Source organism: Bifidobacterium felsineum (assembly GCF_002802915.1).
In the GTDB taxonomy this organism is placed as follows: Bacteria; Actinomycetota; Actinomycetes; order Actinomycetales; family Bifidobacteriaceae; genus Bifidobacterium; species Bifidobacterium felsineum.
Window position 1 is genome coordinate 1 of record NZ_PEBJ01000001.1, and the last position, 21559, is coordinate 21559.

Consider the following 21559-nt stretch of genomic DNA (forward strand, 5'->3'; position numbering starts at 1 on the left):
CAGATGATGGACTGGCAATCATTGACTATAAAGAAGTAGTACAAACACGCTCTTGAGTTCTCAAACCACCACCACACACAAACCAATCCGAACTCTTTATTTCCTTTAGGAGGAGAAGTCCGAACCGCTCAGCGGCAGCGAATGAATAACTTACACGAACCTGCCCACCTGCGCAAATCGCATATTTCAAAACAGGCCAAAATCCTTGAAAAGACAGGCTTCGCTCGGCGTGTCGAAAATGCCGTTTTCAACCCTGCTGACTTCAATATATCGCCAAAATCAACCGCAAATTGCCTGAAATTTGTTTCGTATCGGCGTGTTTCCCGTAAATTCATTCGCATTCACTTACCCGCCACTCATAAGAACTACAAAAACAGCCGAATTCCCAAGCCACCATCGATGGGCAGCGATGGTCACTTGCGGGGATTCGGCTGTTGATTGTTAGCGATGCGACGAGTCGGGAGCAAGGAGGAGAAAGAAGCTCCCGGCAACGACCGCTCGCCACAATTTGGCAATTACTCTATTGTGTCTATTCGGCAGCGCTCATCCCCACAGCACTCTTGCGCTTACGCCGCTTCGGCTTGCGATACAGTTCCGGACGCTTCTTCTCATCGCGAGCACGCAGCACCATGCGGGTAATCAGCAATGCAACAATCAGTGCGATGGCCACATCTATGGCAATCAGCGCTTTCTTCCAAGGGCTCATCGTGATTCGCAATGTGGAGCCAGGCGTAATGCCGTTCATCGCATTCGAATTGGCAGTCATGTAGGCAATATTGTGGATGGCGTTACGCATTACCGTGCGCGCGGTTGCACTGTCGTAATCCGAAGCGTAGTAGCCAGGCGCCTGAATCATATACATGTCGGTTCCGGCACGAATAATCATGTCACGCTCAGTCTTCGACTTTGACATAAACAAATCAGTGACCACAGCACCATGGAAGTTCCATTCGCCGCGTAGCACGTTGGTGAGCAGTCCGCGATGGGCGAAGCCCATAACGCCTCCGATGAAGTTCTGCGCAGACATCATGGCTGTGGCAGAGCGAACGGTCTTGGTCTGCATCTTGCCATGGGAGTCCAAATACTTCTCCGTGCTACGCGCCTCCTGAGTCGCAATCTGGAATGGCTTCAAGTAGAGTTCGCGTACCGCCTGCTCGTTGGCCCATGTCGCCAAGCCCTCGGAACGATAGCTTTCCTGATCATTCAACGCGAAGTGCTTGAGGTAGCTGAACACACCCTTATCACCAATGCCTCCAATGGCAGCGGCTGCAAGTTTGCCGGCAAGCAGGCCATCTTCCGAGTAGTACTCGTACACACGGCCGGAGAACGGGGAACGATGAGTGTTCACGGCAGGCGCATACCATCCGTTGAGTCCGGCCTGCAGCGCCTCTTCGCCAAGACATTCGCCCACTTGACGCAGCAGATCCACATTCCAAGTCGCAGCCATCACATTCGCACCAGCCCAAGAGGAAGCGCCATCAATGCTCCAGCCCATCGCACCGTCCTTGTCAACGGTGGAAGGCTTGCCGATCGACAGCACATCTTTGGTCTGGTAGGCGGCCATGTACAGGAGTGACTGGATATCGCTCTTGTCGCCTGCCCAATCAATCTGGTCAAGCAATTGATCCCACTTCGGGTCATTGTACGCCAAGCCTCGAAGATCAATCAGAGACAAGCCGTTATCGGCATTGGATGTCGGCTGTTCGGCCGCGTAAACCTCGCTGCCTTCCACATTGCCAAGCTTGGAATCGGTCTGAGGGTCGTAGCTGTTCCACCACTCAAATTCATCCAGAGCAACTTGTGGCGCTTCGCCCTTACGCTCCTTGGGAGCGGTCGGGAAGGTGCCGACCCAGTCGGAACGGCTGAGTTGAGTGACCGACGCATCGTCCATGTAAGTGTTCATGGTTGCAAATTCATTGCTGGCAGCCACATATTTGCCGGATTCCGGTTCGTCCGTAATCGTACCGTCGTCCTGCATCACCGACTGCGCCTTTTTGTCGGCTGTGGTCGGATTATCGTCCGTGAACCATTGGGTCTTATCAACGGTCACGGTACGGGAGTCGATGACATCATGTGAATTGTTTTTCAGCTCGATAGCATAGTTGCCGGCTTCCAGCACATACGCACCGGTCGTGCCGTTATCGTTGGCATGATGGTAATCATATGATGCCATGTCATCCACGTGGAATCTCAGCTTCAATGTCGCGGATTCACCAGGCTGCAATTCGTCAGTCTTGTCGAAAGCTCCCAGCACGGTGGCGGACTTTTCAACCTTGTTGACGCGGTCATAATCAGTGTACGGCGCAGTGTAGTAGAGCTGCACCACATCCTTACCGGCATTCTGGCCGGTATTGGTGACTGTCACCTGAGCCTCGATATCACCATTCTGTTCCTTCACCGAATCCAGCCTCTGCTCAAACGTGGTGTAGCTCAGGCCGTAGCCGAACGGGTATGCCACAGAGCCTGCAGTGGCCACGCCGCCTTTGCCGTCAAGCTCGCCATACATGAACTGCGGGTCTTCCACATCGGCGGTTTCGTAATAGCGATAACCGACGTAGACGCCTTCCTCATATTCCACGTATGGACGATCAATCGTGCCGAAACCAGCACCGGGAATGACGTCGCCCAGCAGCTGATTGTCCTCGAATTTAGCATTGGTGTAACGGTAATCACCAAAATTGGCATAGGTCGGATCCTTGGTGAAATCCGTTGCATAAATGTCGGTCAAACGTCCGGATGGATTTACTGCACCACTCAGAATCTTGCCGAGGGACGCAAAACCGCGGGAGCCGGCAGTTCCCATCCACACGATGGCATCCGCCTCAAGATCGCCGCTCATCAACGGCGAGACCTCCATCGGATTGGCTGCGTTCAGCACTACCACTACTTTGCCGCAATGTTCTTTGGCGGCGCGGATGGTGTTCTTTTCGTTGGTGGTTAACGCCAGGTAGTGAGGAGTGCCATCATCGTACGCATAGGTGCGCTTATCGATACCTTCGGAGCCGTTGCGACGGATGAACACAATGCCCGTGGTTCCATCCGTGTCGGTAATGCTCTGATAAATCGATGGATCATATTCGTAAATACGAGCGGATTCACCCTTATCCATAATCGCCTGTAAAGAGTTTTTATCGGCATCGAGTGCGGGGGTGCCTTCTGCGGCATCCGGAGCTGTTGCTTCAGCATTCTTCATGGCTTTGGCGGCAGTCGCATTGATCTTAAAGTGAGCAGCTAGCCCTTGTTTGATGGTCACCATGTCTTTGTCCGTAGTGGCTGCAGCACCGGTTCCTGAATAGACCGGATTCAGGTACCCGTAGCCGAACGGTGTTATCGTGCTTTTCTCGGCAAGCGGCAGCACGCCATTGTTCTTGAGCAACACAATGCCTTCATCAGCCACCTGTTCGGAGACCTTATCGCTCGCTGCTTTTGCCTCAGCGAGAGAGCCTGTTTCTTTGGCGTTATAAGTCGCGTCCCATGAATCAGTGCCTTCGGCCCTGTTCACTTGGAGGGTTCCGCCGCCCAGGTAACTGTCAAGCACACTGGAAAACATGTTGCCTGCAACCGAGAGCGCAACTGCAATCACCGTCAGCAAGGTAACGATGGGAATCCATATTCTACGAAATGTTCGATTGCTCATCTTGAGCTTCGCGGGCTTTTGCGAGGCCATCTTCTTTCTCCTGTCTATGCTGGGAGAATCCCGCTGCGTAGCTTCAATGCTGCACAGCTTTCCCAATTTGATTCGACATCACCAACGGTATGAGAAAGCGAACGACGGCACGTTGCAGACCTCATGAGAGGTCATTTATATCGCATGGAATGCATAGCTGAATCTTCATGAACACCGAACTATGAATCATACAGAGGAATTACCGCGGAAAGCGAGAACACCCCATCTTTGCCGGTAATTCTCAATTCACCCTGGTACTTGTGCACCTGATAGGCAATAGACCGAGTGCCGAAACCATGAAAACGCGTATCGCTTTTAGTGGTAACCGGCAATCCGTTGCGTAAGGTCAGCGCGCCGATGTAGTAGTTGTGCTCTTCGCAAATTAATAGTTGTCCAACCGTTTTGACGGTTAAGCTCACCGCGCGCTTCCCGGGATCATCGCATTTCAGAGCGCTTTCAATCGCATTGTCCAATATATTGCCGAATAACGCATATAGATCAGACGAATCCATGAAATCCAGGGCTTTGCCATCCACCATGCAGGTCAGCGTGATGTTGTTAGCTGAGCAATACAAGCTTTTTTCTGTGAGCAGCACATCCATCGCCTCATTGCCGGTATGGAATATGGAATCATATACGCGAATGGATTCCTCAACTTGGCGAATGGAGTCTTCCGACGGGCGGTGAGACGCATTCCTATACAGTGAAGCGACATTTTTACGGATGTCATGACATTTGATGTTGATAAGTTCGATGTTCTCTTTGGCGAGTTCGTAATGCTTTTCTTGCAACCGATTAATCTGACGCATGACTTGTAAATCGTTTTGCAGCCGATCATTCGACGAAGCAAATGTCAGAATCATCAGTCCCAGAACCGTGCAAATTGCATCATAGATAAAACATACAAGCTGTGCAGGCTGAGGCAGCGCGATGACAAAGAGCAGATTAAATACAATCACCAACACCAGGAGTGCAATTCCGCCGATCACCCACGCAGCAGCATACCTTACTTTGTCATCGTCAATATCAAAATGACGGGCTACGCACAGCCATATCATGCTGTATATCACCGCATAACCGGTTACATACATCAGGTAATACAATGGCGTGAAATAAAAATCAGTGCCTCCATGACCGCTGATAATCATCACCATCCTCATCACATCGTATGCAATGTGCTGTGTGGCATAACCAGCCGAAACGATGACCAATGCTTCGAGCCATGATGCTCGCGTAATGAACCGCAGCACCACAACAATCACAACCACGTGAATGAGGTAATACAGCATACTTGCCGTGTAATCGAACGTAGTATTCCCAGCTAAGCGTTGAGGCATATTCGTTAACGAGATACAAGAAGCAAGAATGATTATTGGCAGCACAGCAAGACGCCACCGTTCTCGCCATTCGCAATGTCGAGTAAATAACAATGTAGCGATGAGCAGTTCAATCATGAACATGCCAAACCGCATATCAAAATGAATCATCACTCAGCCTCCGTAATAGGCTGCGAGCGCCTGCATAAGGGGCTTGCGTTTGGAGCGGGAGACGGGCAGGGGTTGGCCATCTACCACCACACTGTCGTTGGTAACGGCCTTGACCCATTCGAGATTGACGAGGCAGTATCGGCTGGCGGCGGCGAAGTGCACGGGCTCCAGCAGCGCGGCGGCTTCTTTGAGGCTGGACCAGACCTTATAGGCGATGTGCTCGGTGTGGTAGATGACTTCGTGACCGAGCACTTCTACATAGCGCACGTCATGTGAGGAGAGGAACTGGGTGCCGGTGCCCACGGTCAGTGGAATCGTGACACCTTGCCGCTTGGCTACGAGGTCTTCCACTTTGCGCATTTTGAGCGCGAAGCTGAAGTATTCGAGTGGTTTGACGAGGTATCCGATGGCGTCCACGTCGTAGCCGACGGCCGCGTACTGAGCCATTTTGGTGGTGAAGACGAGCACCACGTGGCTGTCGATTTCACGCAAGCGATGTGCGGTTTCCAGGCCATCGATGCCAGGCATTTCCACGTCAAGGAACATGGCATCGAACTCGGCTCGGTAGTCGTCCAGAAAGGATTCACCATCGGCAAAACGGGTGATGGTGTAGGCAGGCGCAGATTCGCGCGCTACGGTGCTCTCGGCACCCTGCGCAGCGCCATCTTCGGCATCTATACGCTCGGCGTAGTACCGTTCGATCATTTCAGTGGTGCGCACGGCATCGGTATCGTCATCATCGACGATGGCAATGCGAATCATCCTCGTCTCCCTTCGCTTGCCTGCCACGGTAGCGCATTTCAGTCTGTTTTTAAGAACCGGGGACACACAATAGGAGCTATACCGCTCCGATGTCACCGATACCACCACAGCCGAACCCCACATATGTGAGAAGTGGTTCGCTCTTGTGCAAGAGCGAACCACTTCAGTATTCAGTGCAAATGGATGCTATGCGAGCTGTGTCGGCTGCTTTTTCTTATGAGAGAGCTTTGTTGCGAGCCAGCCCTTCGGTCGGCCTGCGGCACGCCAGCGAAGAGTCGCCTTACGACGACGCCACAGGTAAAGCGCAAACAGTCCAGCCACCAGCACGTCGATGATCACGAACACCGTGGTGACAGTGCCGTTCCAATTGGTACGCATTCTGCTGGCTCCATCACTGTTCGCCACCATGTAGAGCACATTATGAGTAGCACGGCGCAATGCCTGACGACCAGCTGCAGTACCAGTGGTGTCCTTGGTCATGAACATGTCTTGGACGAAGTTCAGATTGATGTCATTGCCGGCGCGCAGGCTACGGTTTACGTCACTAGTAGACGTAGCTATCGTGCAGTCGGTGATTACTGCACCTCTGAAGCCCCACTCATCGCGCAACACTGTGGTCAGCAGCGCGCTGCTTTCCGCGGCCGGCGTGGTGCCGAGACGGTTGTAGGAGCTCATCAAACCAGTTGCCTTGCCTTCCTTCACAGTGATTTCGAAAGGCCGCAGGTACAGTTCGCGCATTGCCTGCTCGTTGGCCCAGGTCACCAGACCGCCGTCGCCACGATGGGTCTCCTGATCGTTCAGCGCGAAATGCTTGGTGTAGCAATATACACCACTGCTTCTGATGCCACGGACCTCAGCAGCCACAATCTTTCCGGTCAGCAGCCCATCTTCAGATACATATTCGTAGTTACGTCCGCCGAATGGGCTCCGGTGCAGATTGGCACCTGGCGCATACAAACCATCAACGCCATACGCCTTGGCCTCATTAGCGAGCAGCTTACCTACACGTTCGGCAAGTTCGGTATTCCAGGTATAGCCCAACACACTCTGGCCAGTGAGCTGAGTGCCTTGCACGCCGCTGAGAATGTTATTGAGACCATTGGGACCGTCACTATCCAAATTCGCAGGCTTGCCGACGGAATTGACACTGGCCGTAAGCCATCCGGCATTGCCGACGAGCACCTTCATTTCGGAAAGCGTGACCTGGTCAAGCAGATCGCTCCACTTCGGGTCGTCATAATCCAATCCCTTCACATCAGCCAAGGTCAGGCCGTTATGGGCACCCGTAGTGATGTCCTTCGTTTCCGAATTATCAAGCGGCTCAGGATTCGTCAATGCCGAAATTTGCTTGGCCGTGGCCTTCTTGGTTGATGCAGCACGTTCGGTGGGCATCGTGCCCTTCCAGTTCGCACGAGAAACGTAGGTGAGATCATCGCCAAAGCTGACATCGTCGAACTGGTTGGTGGCGGCAACGTCATCGGACGGACGGGCTCCCTCTCCATCATCGTTGTAGATGATGTCATGATCGAGAGTCAATGTCTTCGATCCGACGACCGTATGCGAATCGGTCTGCAAATTGATGTGATAGTCACCTGCGTCAAGAACATAGGCACCACCCTTGGCCTTGACCCCGGTGTAGTCGTAGCTGGCGATGTCTTCCCAGCCAAACTTAATGGTGAGGGTCTGCGACTCCCCCGGCGCCAGGTTATCGGTCTTGGCAAAGCCAGCTAATTCCACCGAACTCTTCTCTATGCCGCCCGGTGTGTACGGAGCACCAACATAGATTTCAGCCACCTGCTTACCCGCAACCTTACCGGTGTTCTTCACCGTTACGGTTGCGGTAATGGTCTTGCCATTGGTCTTCACCGAATCAAGGTTTTCATCGAACGTGGTATATGACAATCCATAGCCGAATGGGTATTGCACCACTGAGTCGTAGTCAATAAAGCCATCAGCAGCAGCGGTTTCGTAATAGCGGTACCCCACATAGATGCCTTCTGCATATTCCACGTAGTGGTAAGGATCCTTGCCGGATAGTGCATCACCAGTACCAGCAAACAATGCTGTGTTGGTGTAGTTCACATTGCTGTAGTTATATTCGCCAAAGTTGTAGTACGAAGGCGCGCTTTCCACCTCATAGGGGAACGTGTCAACCGTCTTGCCCGATGGGTTGACCTTACCAGTGAGCACATTGCCGATGGCATTCGTGCCAGTGGCACCAGTGACTCCCACCCATAGAGCAGCGTCAATTGCCGGATCATCCACAAAACCAAGTTCCATGGCATTGGGGCTGTTGAGCACCACGACCACTGTGCCGAAGTTGCTCTTCACCATATTCAACAGGTCTTCCTCATTCGGCGTCAGCTCAAGATAGCTGCGCCCAGCTTCGGAGCCGGAGTATTCCGCCATGTCGAGCGGCAGATCAAAGCCTTCGCCGCCCTTACGTGTCAATACCACAAGAGCAGTGTCGGAGTAATCACGAGCTTCATCGATAATCTGCTGGTTGTACTCGGACTGCGGAAGTTCATATAGGTTCCAATCGGTACCGACCACACCCATGTTCTTAGCGTCAAGAGCGTTGTCATCATAGAACTTCTTCAGTTCACTATTGGGCTTGAGCCCTGCGTTTTCCAAACCCTGGTAAATGGATACATTATTCTTCTCGTTGCCAGCTCCGGAACCGGTACCTCCATAAGAGAAGTTATTGCCTGCGGTCGAGCCGAATACATTGACTGCGGTAACGCCATTCAATGGCAGTGCATTGTTCTTGTTATCGAGCAGAATAATGCCTTCTGATTCGACTTCCTCCGTGATATCTGCCGTGGCCTGGCTAGCCTTTTTCACCGTCTGGGAAGTGGAATCCACCTTGTTAGTGACTAGCGACAGCAAGCTCGCGTGCGGCACCAGCACCGTATATACCGCGATGCTCAGAACTGCAACAAGCGCCACGATTGCATATGCCAACACAAGCACAGGCCGATTGGGTCTGCGCGGCACACGGGTCGATGCCTTGCCCTTCATGATTGCTCCTCCTTGATTCTTAACCTTTGCGCGGCATGTTGCCTGAATCAATACCGTTATCGATTCGGACCACGGCTTTGTGGACCTGCCCTGTCCACGTTGGCCGTTGGAGAAGTGCCCGTTTCGCTCCGTTGGGTTGCTATGCTGACACATCCTCGATGCCGATAACTTTAGAATCGCAGATTCGCCCTTGCCATGAGCGCCACTCAACCTATCCTGTCATTTCGCGTGCATAATCTGCTAGCACACACCGCCCAAATCACACACCCGGAATACGTAAATGGCGGTTTTCCGTACGTGAATGGCACCCTTACCTCAGGAAACGTACGCCTGTAGTCCGTCAGCGTACGTTTGGTGAGGTTAGGGTGCATAAGTGGGCGGCTAGGATGGGGAGCATGAGCGATTTGAACGCGTTGAATCTGGAACCAGGCGAAGTGGTAGGCGGCTACACGTTGATAGACCGTCTGGGCTCAGGTGCCATGGGCTCAGTGTGGCGCGTGCGCGATGACGGTGGCCAAACGTATGCGATGAAAATCCTGCGAGATTCGCTCGCCGATGATTCCGCCGCCGGCAACGGCAGCGGCAACGCGAGCGCAGCCAGCAATCCAGCACTCCGCGATCCGAATCTCAAGGAAGACGTGACCCCTCGCGAGCGTCTGCGTCGCGAAGCCATGGCATTGAAGAAGGTCAATCATCCAGGCGTCTGCGGCATTGTGGATATGGAGCTCGATGATTCGCTGGCATTCATCGTCACCGAGCTAATAGAAGGCAAGAATCTTAAGGATGATGTGGCCATCAATGGCCGATATATTGGCGACGACCTCGAACGCTTGGCCCGCAAGCTCATTGAGGCCACGAAAGCCGTGCATGCGGCCGGTATTATCCACCGCGATATCAAGCCCACGAATGTGATGGTGTCGGCTACTGGTCCGGTGCTGGTGGATTTCGGCATCGCGATGGGCGAAGGGGAAAGCCATGTGACGCGTACCGGCCTGGTGATGGGTACGCCCGGCTTTATCGCCCCGGAGATCATCGATGGTGCTGAAGCCGACGATATGACCGATTGGTGGTCGGTGGCTTCGGTGCTGGCTTTTGCGGCTACCGGAGCTCCGGTGTTCGGCACCAAACCGATGATGGCGGTGCTGGAGCGCGCGGCAGCCGGCAATGCGAATCTCACCGGATTGCCTGCCGGTACGTTGGCCGCATTTCGTTCGGCGTTGAACCCTGATCGTTCTCAACGCTGCACGCCGGATGAACTGTTGCATGCGATTGCGTTGGATGCTTTGAATCCGATGGCCTGGCAGGGCGCTCCGGCTGGACCCTTTGGTGCCGGTGCCATTGCGGGGGCGCCGACTGCAATTGTGGCCGCACCCACTGAAGCGACCGAGGTGATGCCCCCTTTTGGTGCCGACGCTGAAGGCAACGGCACTTCAACCGCCGGCATGGCTACTGGCGCTGCCGAGCCCGACGAAAGCAACCCACGCACGCTGTGGCGCGCCGCCGACGCTATCCGCACCCGCACATTGCAGGCTGAGGATGCGCCCACGGTTGCCTCAAGCATCAATACCGACGCGGCAACCGCCGTATTCCCGCATGTGGATGATCCCATTCAGCCCACACGCGTGATGCCGGACAACGCATCCGCCACGGCCCCTGAGCGCACCACCATGCTTCCTGCGGAACCGACCACCCCGCTAACGCCGCCAGTTCCCCCGGAACCACCTGCCCCCTCATTCCCGCCCGCGGTCCCATCCTTCCTATCTCCGGTGCCATACACTGCACCAGATGCGCAGGTCACAACGGTCCAGCCGCCCATAAACCCAGCCGTGCGCCCTGCCGTGCAGCGCATGATCGACCAGACCGCTCAGGCGGCGCCTACGGAGGCCTTGGTGCAGAATCCAGCTGCACCCAACCCCGCCGATGTGCGTCGTGGCGCATACCTGCAACGCGGCACGCTGCCGCTGGCGCTCTTGGCCATACCGTTGGCTTTGCTTGCCGCCAGTTTCCCACTGCTCGCCATTGCAGCCGCGGCCATACTGCTGTGGCTGGTGCTGACCTTGGCGTACAACACGGAGTCGCAGCTCGAGCGCGAAGGCAGGCGCGGTGGCGAGCGCAAAGGCTCCGATACCTTGATTCGCGCGGCTTCGCTCCCCTGGCACATGGTCAAGGGACTACTGCTGTCGCTGCCTCGCCTGGTGCTGCTCATTATCATCGATATCGCCGGCACGGCGGCGGCCGCAATAGCACTGTCCTTGCCGATCGAGGCACCGATCATCTGGAATTTCACAGCCGACTGGACGGTTCCTGTACCACTGTTGATTGATGTGCCCTACTCCCCCTCAGGCTTGACACTCGGCGGATTCATGGCCGTCGGCTGGCTGGTGACCGTGTTCGGACCTCAAGCCATGATGATGCGTTTGGGCGCCGGCGCATTGCGTGGATTAGCGCCCCGGCAACCAGGTATCGCAACCGGGCTCGGCGCGTTCGGACAGTCTACGCAACCGGTCGCCGCGCCAGTTCGTGGGCGTCGCGGCACTGTGATGTTCACCATATGGCTGATTGTCACGCTGGCTCTCGCCGCTGTACCGCTGACCGGCATATCGATCAGCTGGATTCCGTTGGTATGACTGGGCCGACAGGCTATGATCGACAGTCCGCACTGTTCCGAGCAGCATGGTCGCCGTGCATGCGGCAATCGCCGGTGGACCCTGGCTTTCACATGGAATTCACCTCAAATAAGCTCTAAGCACACTCCTGCTCAACACTGGTCATTATTATTAGGCCCAGCATCCGCAAGTTCATGTTGAGGGGATTGTTATGGTTGATTCCAAGCGTCAGGCCAAGCGCGCCACTCGCGCCGAGCGCCGCGCCGCAGAGGAAGCCGCACTGCAGGCTCAGGCAGCACAGGCGGCCAAGGAACGTAAGCAGCAGACCATTATCGGCATCATCGTGGTGGCTATTGTGGTGGCACTGGTGGCGGTGATCGGCGTGGTCATCTACCGCAACGTCACCAAAGACAGCGTGAGCGCGGACGCGGCATACAGCAAGATGCAGTCTGTGAAGACCCAGCCCGCCAAGGCCGACGACAAGGGCGGATTCCTGCTCTCCAAGGATGGCTATGGCAAGAAGACGGCGGATGTGCCGACTGTCGGCATCTACATGGAACCGCTGTGCCCGGGCTGCGCTTCGGTGAACCGCCAGCTCGACCCCACGTTGGTCAAGATGATGAATGCCGGCCAGCTGAATCTAGAACTGCACTTCCTGAACTTCCAGGACAACAAGAGTTCCGACAACTACTCCAACCGCGCATTCAACGGTGCCATCTACATCGCCGAGCATGACAGCGATCCGAACCATCTGATGAACTACCTGTCCAACATCTACGCCGATGGTTTCCAGCCGGGCGAGCTTTCGAACTATGTGTCCGTGAAGAACAGCCAGCTCGAGGAACAGGCCGTGAAGGCAGGTGTGAGCGAGGATGTGGCCAAGGCCGCATTCAGCGGTAAGAACGAGTACGTGGAGTGGCTGTCCGCATCCAACGATTACACGATCAGCCGCCCGGAGCTCTTCTCGTCGTCCGGATCGTTCTCCTCCCCGACCCTGACCATCAACAACAATTACTGGAGCCTCAACAACATCACTTTGGCGAACACCACGATGGTGGACGGCTTCCTGAAGGCCGTTGGCCTGAAATCCGACCAGGTGGGTGTGGAAGGCAAGCTGCCCTCCATCGGCGCGGATAAGAAGCCGATCGACATCACCGCCTGATTGGCCCGATATCAATGAGTGAGCCCCTTCATTCAGCATCCGCTGATTGGAGGGGCTCACTCATACCCTATGCGGGATGCAGCTTGAAGCATGTGTGCTACCTGTTTCGAACCGCTTCGACACAAGTACCACGCATTCCGCAACTGCTGGTATGCTAGTCATTTGTTCAAAACGTTTCATGAACAATGTTGTGTTTTGAATATGCCTCTTTAGCTCAGATGGCCAGAGCGGCCGCCTTGTAAGCGGCAGGTCGTCGGTTCGATCCCGACAAGAGGCTCGTTGCGCGAGAAAAAAGCGTATCATGGTAATGGGGATGCGCGGATGCTCCCGCGCATAGCAAGTCTTACTTTGAGTAAGTTCTCCAGGAGCCTTCCCCCAACTTATGGCTTCCTGGAATGAGGGCGGAGCGTCCCCCAACCAGCTCCGCGCCTTCCAGGGGGCGGGACATCCCCTTCTCTCCCGCCCCCTTTTCTTTTACCTTCAAGCTTTTGGAACGAAAGCGGCGAGGGAATGTTGTGTGCACCGAAACCGTAGGCTTGGCCGAACGGCCTTGAGTGCATCACGGCACATATATCATTCCTTCGCCGTGCATCACTCAACAAGCATCCGGGCAGGTATGGTAACGGTGGCCTGCGAACGTGCCAGGCGAACCAGACCAGCCGTTACGATGGTGGGCGGTAACTATTCGCAAATCAGGAAGAGATGGACATGGCACGGCGTTGGACCCCGCAGCGGTTTGTTACACTGCGTCGCATCCGCGTAATTGCTTGCGTTGTGGCGCTCACGGTGGCGATGGTGGGGTCGTTTGCCTTCACCGCGCGCAAATCGGTGGCCCTGAGCGTCAACGGCAAAACCACGCAGGTCACCACCTACGCCATGACCACAACACGTCTGCTGCAGGAGCAGGGCATCGACGTCAAGTCCCACGACATTGTGACCACGTCGTCCGGCGACCGTCTTGCCGACCACGCCGTAGTCACCGTACGCTCCGCGTATCAAACCACCATCAATATCGACGGCACCGAGGTCCCGTTCTGGACCGTGGCCACCAGCGCCGACCAGCTGCTGGGCTTCTTCGAGGAGAACAACGCCCAGGCCAAAAAGATCACGGTGGATATCAATAACGTATACAACCAGCTCACCGGCGGACTGGTCATCAATCAGGACGGTCCGGTGACGGTCATCGCCGATGGCAAAACTTCCGAGGCTCCCAACGGCAAGCTGCCGGCCGCCTCCATCCTCGATTCCAAGGGCATCGTGCTGGGTAGGGAAGACCGCGTCAGTGTGGAGAAAGATGGCGATCAGACCATTCTGCGCGTTAAGCGAGTCACCCATGGCGAGGAAACCCGCACTGTTCCGATCCCGTTCGATACCCAAACCATCATCGATCCGAATCTCGACGAGGGGCAGACCGAAGTTCGCCAGCAGGGTGAGAACGGCGAGAAAACCCAGGTGTATAGCGTCACCTATGTGGATGGCGTGGCCGAATCGGAAACGCTGAAATCCGAAACCATCACCAAGATGGCTATCGACCAGATCATCGCCGTGGGACCGGCCAAGCCGAAAACCGACGAGAATTCCAGCAGTTCCAACGATTCTTCTTCTGGTTCCGGCAATTCCGGTAGCTCTGATGGCTCCAAGGATTCGGATACCAATGCGGATGCCGGATCGAATGATTCCAGCAAGAACGATTCCTCGTCCAACGGTAATGCCAACAACAATTCCGGAAGCAATTCCAGCAATTCCAACAGCGGCAATAATTCGGATTCCAGCAACAACAACGGCAATAATTCCGGGAATAACAGCTCGAATAGCAACAACGGCTCGAATAACTCCGGTAATGGTTCCAATAATTCGGGAAGCAATTCCAATAACAACAGCAGCAATAACAGCGGCTCGACCAATACCACGCCGTCCGGTCGCCTCTGGCATCCGACCGTGGCCCAAGCGCAATCCTATGCAGCCGGTGCCGCGGCGCAGCGTGGATGGACCGGAGCCGATTGGGATGCACTAGTGAAGCTTTGGAACCGAGAATCCGGCTGGAAGTGGTACGCCGAGAACAGTTCTTCCGGCGCCTATGGCATTCCGCAGGCGCTGCCGGCCAGCAAAATGGCGGTATTTGGAGATAATTACCGCGATGACGGCGCCGTGCAGATTGATTGGGGCCTGTGGTATATCGCGCAACGCTACGGCAGCCCGTCCGCGGCATGGCAACATTCCGAAGAAATCGGCTGGTACTGAGAACCGGCACTCAAGACTGCACAGACTGCAAGGAACGATTCTATGACCGACATCACCAACACCACAGCTGGCCATCTGCTAGGAGCAGCGGATATCCGTCGCATCGCCGATGAAGCCGGCGTAAGCCCAACCAAGAAGTTCGGGCAGAATTTCGTTATCGATCCAGGTACTGTACGCCGCATTGTGCGCGAAGCCGGCGTCACAGGCAATGATCATGTGATGGAAGTCGGCCCTGGCTTGGGTTCGTTGACGTTGGCGATTCTGGAAACCGGCGCCGCAATGACCGCGGTAGAAATCGACCCTCCGCTGGCCGAGCGTCTGCCCAGCACCGTTGCGGAATTCATGCCTGAAGCCGTAGACCGCTTGAACGTGGTCAATCGCGATGCATTGACCGTGACCTCTGACAATGTGCCGGATTTCAACGGCGATGATTCTTTCACGCTGGTGGCTAATTTGCCGTACAATGTGGCGACTCCGATTCTGCTCACCTTGTTGGAGCGTTTCGATAACCTCGGCTCATTTCTGGTCATGGTGCAAAAGGAGGTTGCCGACCGGCTTGCGGCCAAACCAGGCTCAAAGATTTATGGCACTCCGAGTGTGAAACTCGCATGGTACGGCACGGCCGAACGCGTGGGCACAATCGGCCGTAACGTGTTCTGGCCGGCACCAAATGTGGATTCCGCGCTGGTCAAATTCACCCGATTCGCCGCTGACGACCCCGCCAACCCGGCAGTGGGCGAACATGCCCCGCAACGCGCGCTGGTATTCCAGCTCATCGATGCCGCATTCGGTCAGCGCCGTAAGACGCTGCATGCGGCATTGAAGCGTCTCGTCTCAGCGCAAGCCTTCGAAGCAGCCGGCATCGATCCGACCCGCCGTGGCGAAACGCTGACGATTACCGAGTTCGCCGCCTTGGCCGCCGCGGTACAGCGTCAGAACATCCAGTCCGAAGAGGCGGAATAATGGTTGCCGCGATGCAGACGATGCAAACAACCCCACGGGTGGAGGATTTCTATACCCAGCATCTCGAACAGACGCGATCATTGACCGTTCGCGTGGATTGCCCGGCGAAAACCAATCTCACACTCGAGGTAGGCCCCACGCATGAGGAATGGGGTGGCCGCCATGCCTTGGATACGATCTATTGCGCGGTCGGCGTATATGACACGGTAACCGCCACGGCGAAGGCCCCCGGTAGCGGATTCTCTCTGGATCTTGAAGGTACACATCTGGGTGATCTGGCCTCTTCGAGCAGTGATATGCGCCGCAATCATGCGGTGCTGGCATTGTTCGCCATGGCGCAGGCCGCCAATCGCGAACCGGATGTGGCTCTTACCATCACCAAACGCATTCCCGTGGGTGCCGGCTTGGGCGGAGGGTCCGCTGACGCCGCCGCCGCGATTCTGGCCATCGACCGACTGTGGGAGCTCAATTGGCCGATTGAACGACTGAGTGAAATCGCAGCCACCTTGGGCGCCGATATGCCGTTTTGTCTGACCGGCGGACTGGCTCATGGCACTGGTTTCGGCGAACAAATCGAGGATATCGAAGCCGGCAGCGACCGTGCGCATGATCTCGAAGCGCAAGGATTCACCGGCGAAGTACTGGTAGGCGCATATCACGCGCAATTAAGCACTCCGGAGGTGTATCACACCTTTGATGTGGTCGGTGCCGGAGAAGGGGACCATAATCATCTGCAGGCTGCGGCAATCAGTTTGCACCCGCGCAGTGGCAGGGCCATCGAGGCGGCGCTCAAGGCCGGAGCGCGGCATGCATTCGTCTCTGGGTCAGGACCCTCGGTGGTTGCTTTTGTGCCGGATCATGCAACCGCCCAGAGAATTATCGATGCTTGGATGCAACAGGATGCAGCCGACCGCATCATCCGCGCCAAGGCGCCGGCCACACCAATAATCGGCGTCACCCAGTGACGCTAATGTAGCAACAAGCCTCTTATGAGTGAAGGAAGTTAAAACGATGCCGCAACAGATTGACGAACGTCAGGCCCGCAAACGTTATGTGCGTCGCCGCCAAACCGTCGTATTTTCCATCAGTGGCGTGGTGCTGGCAGTCGCACTGGTCATCTCCCTGCTGTTCAACTTCCATGTGGGAGGTTTGGGTCTGGTGTCCACTCCGCTGGCCGAACCGAACTTCGGCAACCCGGCACCGTGCGCGGTGAAAGGCGAGGACGGCAAGGCCAAGTATGTGACGAACGCGACCATTGGCGTTCGCGTGCTGAATGGCACTTCCCATTCCCAGTTCGCCGCAGCTGTAAGCAGCGCATTGGGCGTGCGTGGATTCGACATGCAGGAAACCGGCAACTTCTCCTCCACCAATGTGGAGCGCACGACGATTTATTTCGGTAAGAACGCTATCAATCAGGCGTATACGGTAGCCGGCAACTTCACTGATGCAACGATGATCATGACCGCGCGCGAGGATCAGCTGGTCGATGTGGTGCTCGGTGCTACCTTCAATGATTTGAAGGATGAGAAGCAGTCTCCTCAGGAAGGCAAGGAAATCACCAGTATCGAAGGCTGCCAGGCTGCCGATAAAATGACCAACCTTCCGGCCGATACCAAGCACAACGCGTATCCGGCACAGTGATCATCCAATCGTACGAATAAGAAAGAGGCAGCCACCAGGCTGCCTCTTTCTTATTACCTGACCGTATTATCGGATCGTCCTGCGGCCGATGGATCTTCCCTCAGGCATATGCCCGCTTTTCTTCTCTCCTGCCGCCATTGCTGCGCAATGGCACCTCCCTCATCAGAGGGAGGCAATGCAGCGGGCTCCCTCTGATGGGATCGAACCGTGAAGCGTACCGTCCAGTGGACGGTAGGTGAGGTGTTTGACGACAGTCAAGCCAGCAAATCACAGGCAACGTGGCGGCATACATCGATAACGGAAAGCATAGATGATTGTCAGTCTTGGGTCCCTCTGACGAGGGGGCTGTCGCGTTGCCGACGCGGTAGACGCATTGTGTCTACCTTGGCTCCCTCTGATGAGGGAGCTGTCAGCCGTGAGGCTGACTGAGGGAGAGAAGAAGAGCAGGCTTCAGCCTGCGGAAGAATCTATCGGCCGCAGGACGATTCCACAGCCCGTCACCATATGCTGAAAAATATGAAGGATTACAACCGTAGTAATACCGACATAGCGAAGAAGCTACGTAAGAACATGACTCCTTGGGAACGCAAGCTTTGGTATACGTTCCTGAGAACGTACCCCATACGATTCCAACGACAAAAACCTATTGGGAACCGAATCGTTGACTTCTACTGCGCAAAAGCGGATTTGGCAGTGGAACTCGACGGAGGAGGCCATTTCACACCTCAACAAAGCGCCAAAGACCAGCAACGTACAACTGAGCTCATGGAGCAAAGAGTAGCCATTCTTCGATTCACCAATTACGAAGTGGACACGATGTTCCAGGAAGTATGCGAACGCATTGATGATGTAGCGAAACAGCGGGTAGCAGCGATTGCCGCTGTTTAGCGGCATCGGCCGATGGCCGATAGATTCTCCTCGCAGGCGTATGCCTGCTCGTCTTCTCTCCCTCAGTCAGCCTCACGGCTGACAGCTCCCTCATCAGAGGGAGCCGAGGCTAACGCCCATCTATGTTTCCGTTATCGATGCATGCTGCCACGTTCGCTGGCTTGACTGTCGTCAAACACCTCACCTACGTGCCGTCCAACAATCTACACGTAGACGAAAATAGCTCCCTCTGATGAGGGAGCTGTCAGCGATAGCTGACTGAGGGAGAGAAGGTGAGCAGGCTTTAGCCTGCGGGAGAATCTATCGGCTGCCAAGCCGATTCCGTTACCTTATCTGCTGCGGCAGCACCTTGTTTTATTGCTGGATTTCGGCGTACCAGCGTTTGAGTTCGGTCACGGCCACGTCGTGTTCGACTGGGCCGTTATCAAGACGGTACTCGAGCATGTGCTTGTAGGCGCGGCCAATCATCGGGCCGGGCTCAAGACCAAGCAAAGCCATAATCTCGTTGCCATCCAGGTCGGGGCGAATCGCGTCGAAGTCTTCCTTCTTCTTCAATTCGCGCACGCGCTCTTCCATCTCATCCATCGCATGCGCGAAAATCGCGGCCTTACGCTTGTTCTGCGTAGTGGCGTCGGCACGGGTCAAGCGGTTCAGACGCTCATATAGATGGCCGGAATCCTTGACATAGCGGCGCACCGCGGAGTCGGTCCATGGCTCATCCACATAGCCATGGAAACGCAAGTGCAGGTTGACCAGTTCGGAGACGTCTTCCACCAGATGATGGTCGAAACGCAGCGCCTTCAAACGCTTGCGAGTCATCTTGGCTCCTACGGCGTCATGATGGTGGAAGCTCACCTTGCCACCCGGCTCGAATCTACGGGTCTTCGGTTTGCCGATGTCATGCATCACCGCAGCCAAGCGCAATGTCAGATCCGGAGCCGGCACCGGGCCGTCCGGGCCGGTTTCCAACGCAATCGCACGCTCCAATACCATCATCGTGTGCTCGAATACATCCTTATGACGGTGGTGTTCGTCAATCTGCAGCTGCAAAGCCGGAATCTCAGGGAACACGATGTCCGCCAAGCCGGAATCCACCAGTGCCTCAAGGCCTGCGCGAGGCCGGTCGGAAAGCAGCAGTTTGGTCAGCTCGTCACGCACGCGTTCGGCGGAGACGATCTCAATGCGATCGCGCATCGAAGTAATCGCTTCGGCGGCATCAGGAGCAATGCTGAAGCCCAATTGCGCGACGAATCGCACCGCACGCATCATGCGCAGCGGATCGTCATCGAACGACTGTCGCGGGTCAACCGGCGTACGCAAAATGCCTTTGGCCAAATCATTCGCGCCACCGAATGGATCCACGAATTCCAAATCCGGCACGCGCAGCGCCATGGCATTCACCGTGAAATCACGACGGGAAAGATCACCTTCGAGCGTGTCGCCATAATTGACTTCAGGCTTACGCGAATCAGGATCGTAGGTATCCGAGCGATAGGTGGTGACCTCCACCTTGACTTCAGTGCCATCGGCACGCCGGCGCATGGCACCCAGTGTGCCGAATTTACGGCCCATATCCCAAAAACCGTCATGCCCCCAACGGCGCAGGATCGGTTCGAACTGCTCAGGTCTGGCGGACGAGCAGAAGTCAAGATCATGACTGCGCCTATGGAGCAGTAGGTCCCTGACCGGACCGCCTACCAGCGCCAGCTCATAGCCCTGTTCCTTGAACAGTCGGCCAAGTTCGATCGCCTCGGGCCACACTTCGAAATCCAATGGGCACCTTCCCCTATGTGGACGTTTTTCTGCCCTCCTAGCATACCGTTACCCCACCTGCACACGGGATTGAGTAAGGTGGAAAGCATGATTACGCCCGCTGACCTTGCCCACATGCTTGGGCAAACACCCAATGCCGCGGGCAACCATACCCAAGACCAGCTACTGTATACCTCGCAAACTCCGCGGAATTCCGCCGATTTGGAGGTTTCGGTAACTGCCACGGCCGGCGAAACCGTTACGCCCAGCAGACCGGATAATAAGGCGTCAAGCAACAAGGCACCTCAATCAAACGAACCGCTTGCCCCGGCAGTGCCCACGCCGGCCACCGTATTCGGCATGAAGGCTACGGTGACCATCGCCACGCCGAACGAAACCATTCAAGGGCAGACCGATGGCATCGCAGCCGAGGCCGGCACGGAAACCATGACCAACATCGCCACTCCAGCCACGGTGTTCGGCAAGGCCGTGAAGGCAACGCCATCCACAGTCGCCGCTCAAACCACTCATCCTGGAGATGGTTCAGTATCCGGACCAACCCGTCCGATTCATGAACCGGATGAAAAAACCGCTAGGGCAAACGGGCGCCCGACCGCTGGAACCCAAGTAAACGCAGCAAATTCGAACAGCACAGCGAACACAAACGGAGTCCAGCAGCATCACGCAGCTCCTCCAATCATGTCCGCCGCCGCGGCAATGCGCGCCATCGCCGCCGTCACCATGCGTGTGGAGACTCGTCCGGAGCTGGGTTCGGAGACCTCAGAAAGCACCACGGCACCTTCGCCGACACGCATTGCCTCAACCGGCCCAACCCCGGCCATAATGCCGCAACGGCGCACTTCCGAGGGCCCAACCACGTTCGCGTCGCTGGATGCGCAGGAACTGCCGGTGGTACGTGAGTATTCGGCCGGAGGCCTTATTTTCGACGATCAGAATCGCGTGGCCATCATCGCCCGCCATTCTCGCTCCGGACATCTCGAGTGGTGCCTGCCCAAGGGGCATATCGAAAAAGGCGAAACCCCACAGCAGACCGCCGTGCGCGAAGTACATGAGGAAACCGGCATCCTGGGCGAGGTCATCGACTCCATCGCCACCATCGATTACTGGTTCACCGGCACCACGCAACGCGTGCATAAGCTGGTGCATCATTTCGCATTGCGGCAGACCGGTGGCGAACTCACGGTGGAGGGCGACCCGGATCACGAGGCCGAGGACGCCATCTGGGTGCGTTTTGATGATTTGGATGATGTACTGAGCTACCCGAACGAACGTAAGATCGCATGGTTGTACGCCAGAAAGAAGAACAGGCAGGCAAACGAGTGAACCTACCCGCAATCACACACCGCCC

13 protein-coding genes and 1 tRNA gene are annotated in these 21559 nt (G+C 55.9%); 9 read left to right on the forward strand and 5 right to left on the reverse strand.

Annotated features, from left to right (window positions below; translation table 11 throughout):
- Positions 1–529 precede the first annotated feature (529 nt).
- The 4 genes from CSQ86_RS00005 to CSQ86_RS00020 all read right to left on the reverse strand — a co-directional run bounded on the left by CSQ86_RS00005 (position 530) and on the right by CSQ86_RS00020 (position 8937).
- The gene (locus tag CSQ86_RS00005; RefSeq protein ID WP_100493144.1) at positions 530–3667 is read right to left on the reverse strand and encodes a glycoside hydrolase family 3 C-terminal domain-containing protein; all 3138 of its coding nucleotides are present in this window, start codon (positions 3665–3667) and stop codon (positions 530–532) included.
- Between the two features lie 179 nt (positions 3668–3846).
- Positions 3847–5154 carry an ATP-binding protein gene (locus CSQ86_RS00010; protein ID WP_133119254.1) on the reverse strand — a complete coding sequence of 436 codons (1308 nt, stop codon included), beginning with the start codon at positions 5152–5154 and terminating at the stop codon, positions 3847–3849.
- Positions 5155–5157: 3 nt separating this feature from the next.
- Positions 5158–5916, reverse strand: a complete 759-nt coding sequence (locus CSQ86_RS00015; RefSeq protein ID WP_165773672.1) for a LytR/AlgR family response regulator transcription factor — start codon at positions 5914–5916, stop codon at positions 5158–5160.
- 186 nt (positions 5917–6102) lie between these two features.
- Positions 6103–8937: a beta-glucosidase gene (locus CSQ86_RS00020; RefSeq protein WP_165773673.1), complete on the reverse strand. Its 2835-nt coding sequence runs from the start codon at positions 8935–8937 to the stop codon at positions 6103–6105.
- A gap of 386 nt (positions 8938–9323) precedes the next feature.
- Between CSQ86_RS00020 and CSQ86_RS00025 the strand changes: the two genes are divergently transcribed.
- The 8 genes from CSQ86_RS00025 (at position 9324) to CSQ86_RS00060 (ending at position 18438) form a co-directional block, all read left to right on the forward strand.
- Complete coding sequence (locus CSQ86_RS00025) at positions 9324–11564, forward strand: serine/threonine-protein kinase (RefSeq protein WP_100493148.1); 2241 nt, start codon at positions 9324–9326, stop codon at positions 11562–11564.
- Between the two features lie 190 nt (positions 11565–11754).
- The gene (locus tag CSQ86_RS00030) at positions 11755–12705 is read left to right on the forward strand and encodes a thioredoxin domain-containing protein (protein ID WP_100493149.1); all 951 of its coding nucleotides are present in this window, start codon (positions 11755–11757) and stop codon (positions 12703–12705) included.
- Positions 12706–12908: 203 nt separating this feature from the next.
- A tRNA-Thr gene (locus CSQ86_RS00035) sits at positions 12909–12982 on the forward strand.
- A 425-nt stretch (positions 12983–13407) separates the two neighbouring features.
- Positions 13408–14946: an aggregation-promoting factor C-terminal-like domain-containing protein gene (locus CSQ86_RS00040; protein WP_100493150.1), complete on the forward strand. Its 1539-nt coding sequence runs from the start codon at positions 13408–13410 to the stop codon at positions 14944–14946.
- Positions 14947–14988: 42 nt separating this feature from the next.
- Positions 14989–15909, forward strand: a complete 921-nt coding sequence (rsmA, locus tag CSQ86_RS00045; RefSeq protein ID WP_100493151.1) for a 16S rRNA (adenine(1518)-N(6)/adenine(1519)-N(6))-dimethyltransferase RsmA — start codon at positions 14989–14991, stop codon at positions 15907–15909.
- A 20-nt stretch (positions 15910–15929) separates the two neighbouring features.
- Entirely contained in the window at positions 15930–16874 is a 945-nt protein-coding gene (locus tag CSQ86_RS00050; protein WP_100493691.1) for a 4-(cytidine 5'-diphospho)-2-C-methyl-D-erythritol kinase, read from the forward strand.
- Positions 16875–16920: 46 nt separating this feature from the next.
- Complete coding sequence (locus CSQ86_RS00055; RefSeq protein WP_100493152.1) at positions 16921–17550, forward strand: LytR C-terminal domain-containing protein; 630 nt, start codon at positions 16921–16923, stop codon at positions 17548–17550.
- Positions 17551–18066: 516 nt separating this feature from the next.
- Positions 18067–18438, forward strand: a complete 372-nt coding sequence (locus CSQ86_RS00060; RefSeq protein ID WP_100493692.1) for an endonuclease domain-containing protein — start codon at positions 18067–18069, stop codon at positions 18436–18438.
- Positions 18439–18792: 354 nt separating this feature from the next.
- Here the strand turns inward: CSQ86_RS00060 and CSQ86_RS00065 are convergent, their stop codons facing one another.
- On the reverse strand, positions 18793–20211 hold the full coding sequence (locus CSQ86_RS00065) for a CCA tRNA nucleotidyltransferase (RefSeq protein WP_100493153.1): 1419 nt from the start codon (positions 20209–20211) through the stop codon (positions 18793–18795).
- A gap of 87 nt (positions 20212–20298) precedes the next feature.
- On the opposite strand from CSQ86_RS00065, the gene CSQ86_RS09975 reads away from it, so the two are divergent.
- The gene (locus tag CSQ86_RS09975) at positions 20299–21534 is read left to right on the forward strand and encodes an NUDIX hydrolase (RefSeq protein WP_165773674.1); all 1236 of its coding nucleotides are present in this window, start codon (positions 20299–20301) and stop codon (positions 21532–21534) included.
- Positions 21535–21559 lie beyond the last annotated feature (25 nt).

Coding starts and splice junctions, on each gene's coding strand:
- CSQ86_RS00005 (WP_100493144.1), bottom strand. CDS start 3,667: ATGGCCTCGCAAAAGCCCGCGAAGCTCAAGATGAGCAATCGAACATTT.
- CSQ86_RS00010 (WP_133119254.1), bottom strand. CDS start 5,154: ATGATTCATTTTGATATGCGGTTTGGCATGTTCATGATTGAACTGCTC.
- CSQ86_RS00015 (WP_165773672.1), bottom strand. CDS start 5,916: ATGATTCGCATTGCCATCGTCGATGATGACGATACCGATGCCGTGCGC.
- CSQ86_RS00020 (WP_165773673.1), bottom strand. CDS start 8,937: ATGAAGGGCAAGGCATCGACCCGTGTGCCGCGCAGACCCAATCGGCCT.
- CSQ86_RS00025 (WP_100493148.1), top strand. CDS start 9,324: ATGGGGAGCATGAGCGATTTGAACGCGTTGAATCTGGAACCAGGCGAA.
- CSQ86_RS00030 (WP_100493149.1), top strand. CDS start 11,755: ATGGTTGATTCCAAGCGTCAGGCCAAGCGCGCCACTCGCGCCGAGCGC.
- CSQ86_RS00040 (WP_100493150.1), top strand. CDS start 13,408: ATGGACATGGCACGGCGTTGGACCCCGCAGCGGTTTGTTACACTGCGT.
- rsmA (WP_100493151.1), top strand. CDS start 14,989: ATGACCGACATCACCAACACCACAGCTGGCCATCTGCTAGGAGCAGCG.
- CSQ86_RS00050 (WP_100493691.1), top strand. CDS start 15,930: ATGCAAACAACCCCACGGGTGGAGGATTTCTATACCCAGCATCTCGAA.
- CSQ86_RS00055 (WP_100493152.1), top strand. CDS start 16,921: ATGCCGCAACAGATTGACGAACGTCAGGCCCGCAAACGTTATGTGCGT.
- CSQ86_RS00060 (WP_100493692.1), top strand. CDS start 18,067: ATGAAGGATTACAACCGTAGTAATACCGACATAGCGAAGAAGCTACGT.
- CSQ86_RS09975 (WP_165773674.1), top strand. CDS start 20,299: ATGATTACGCCCGCTGACCTTGCCCACATGCTTGGGCAAACACCCAAT.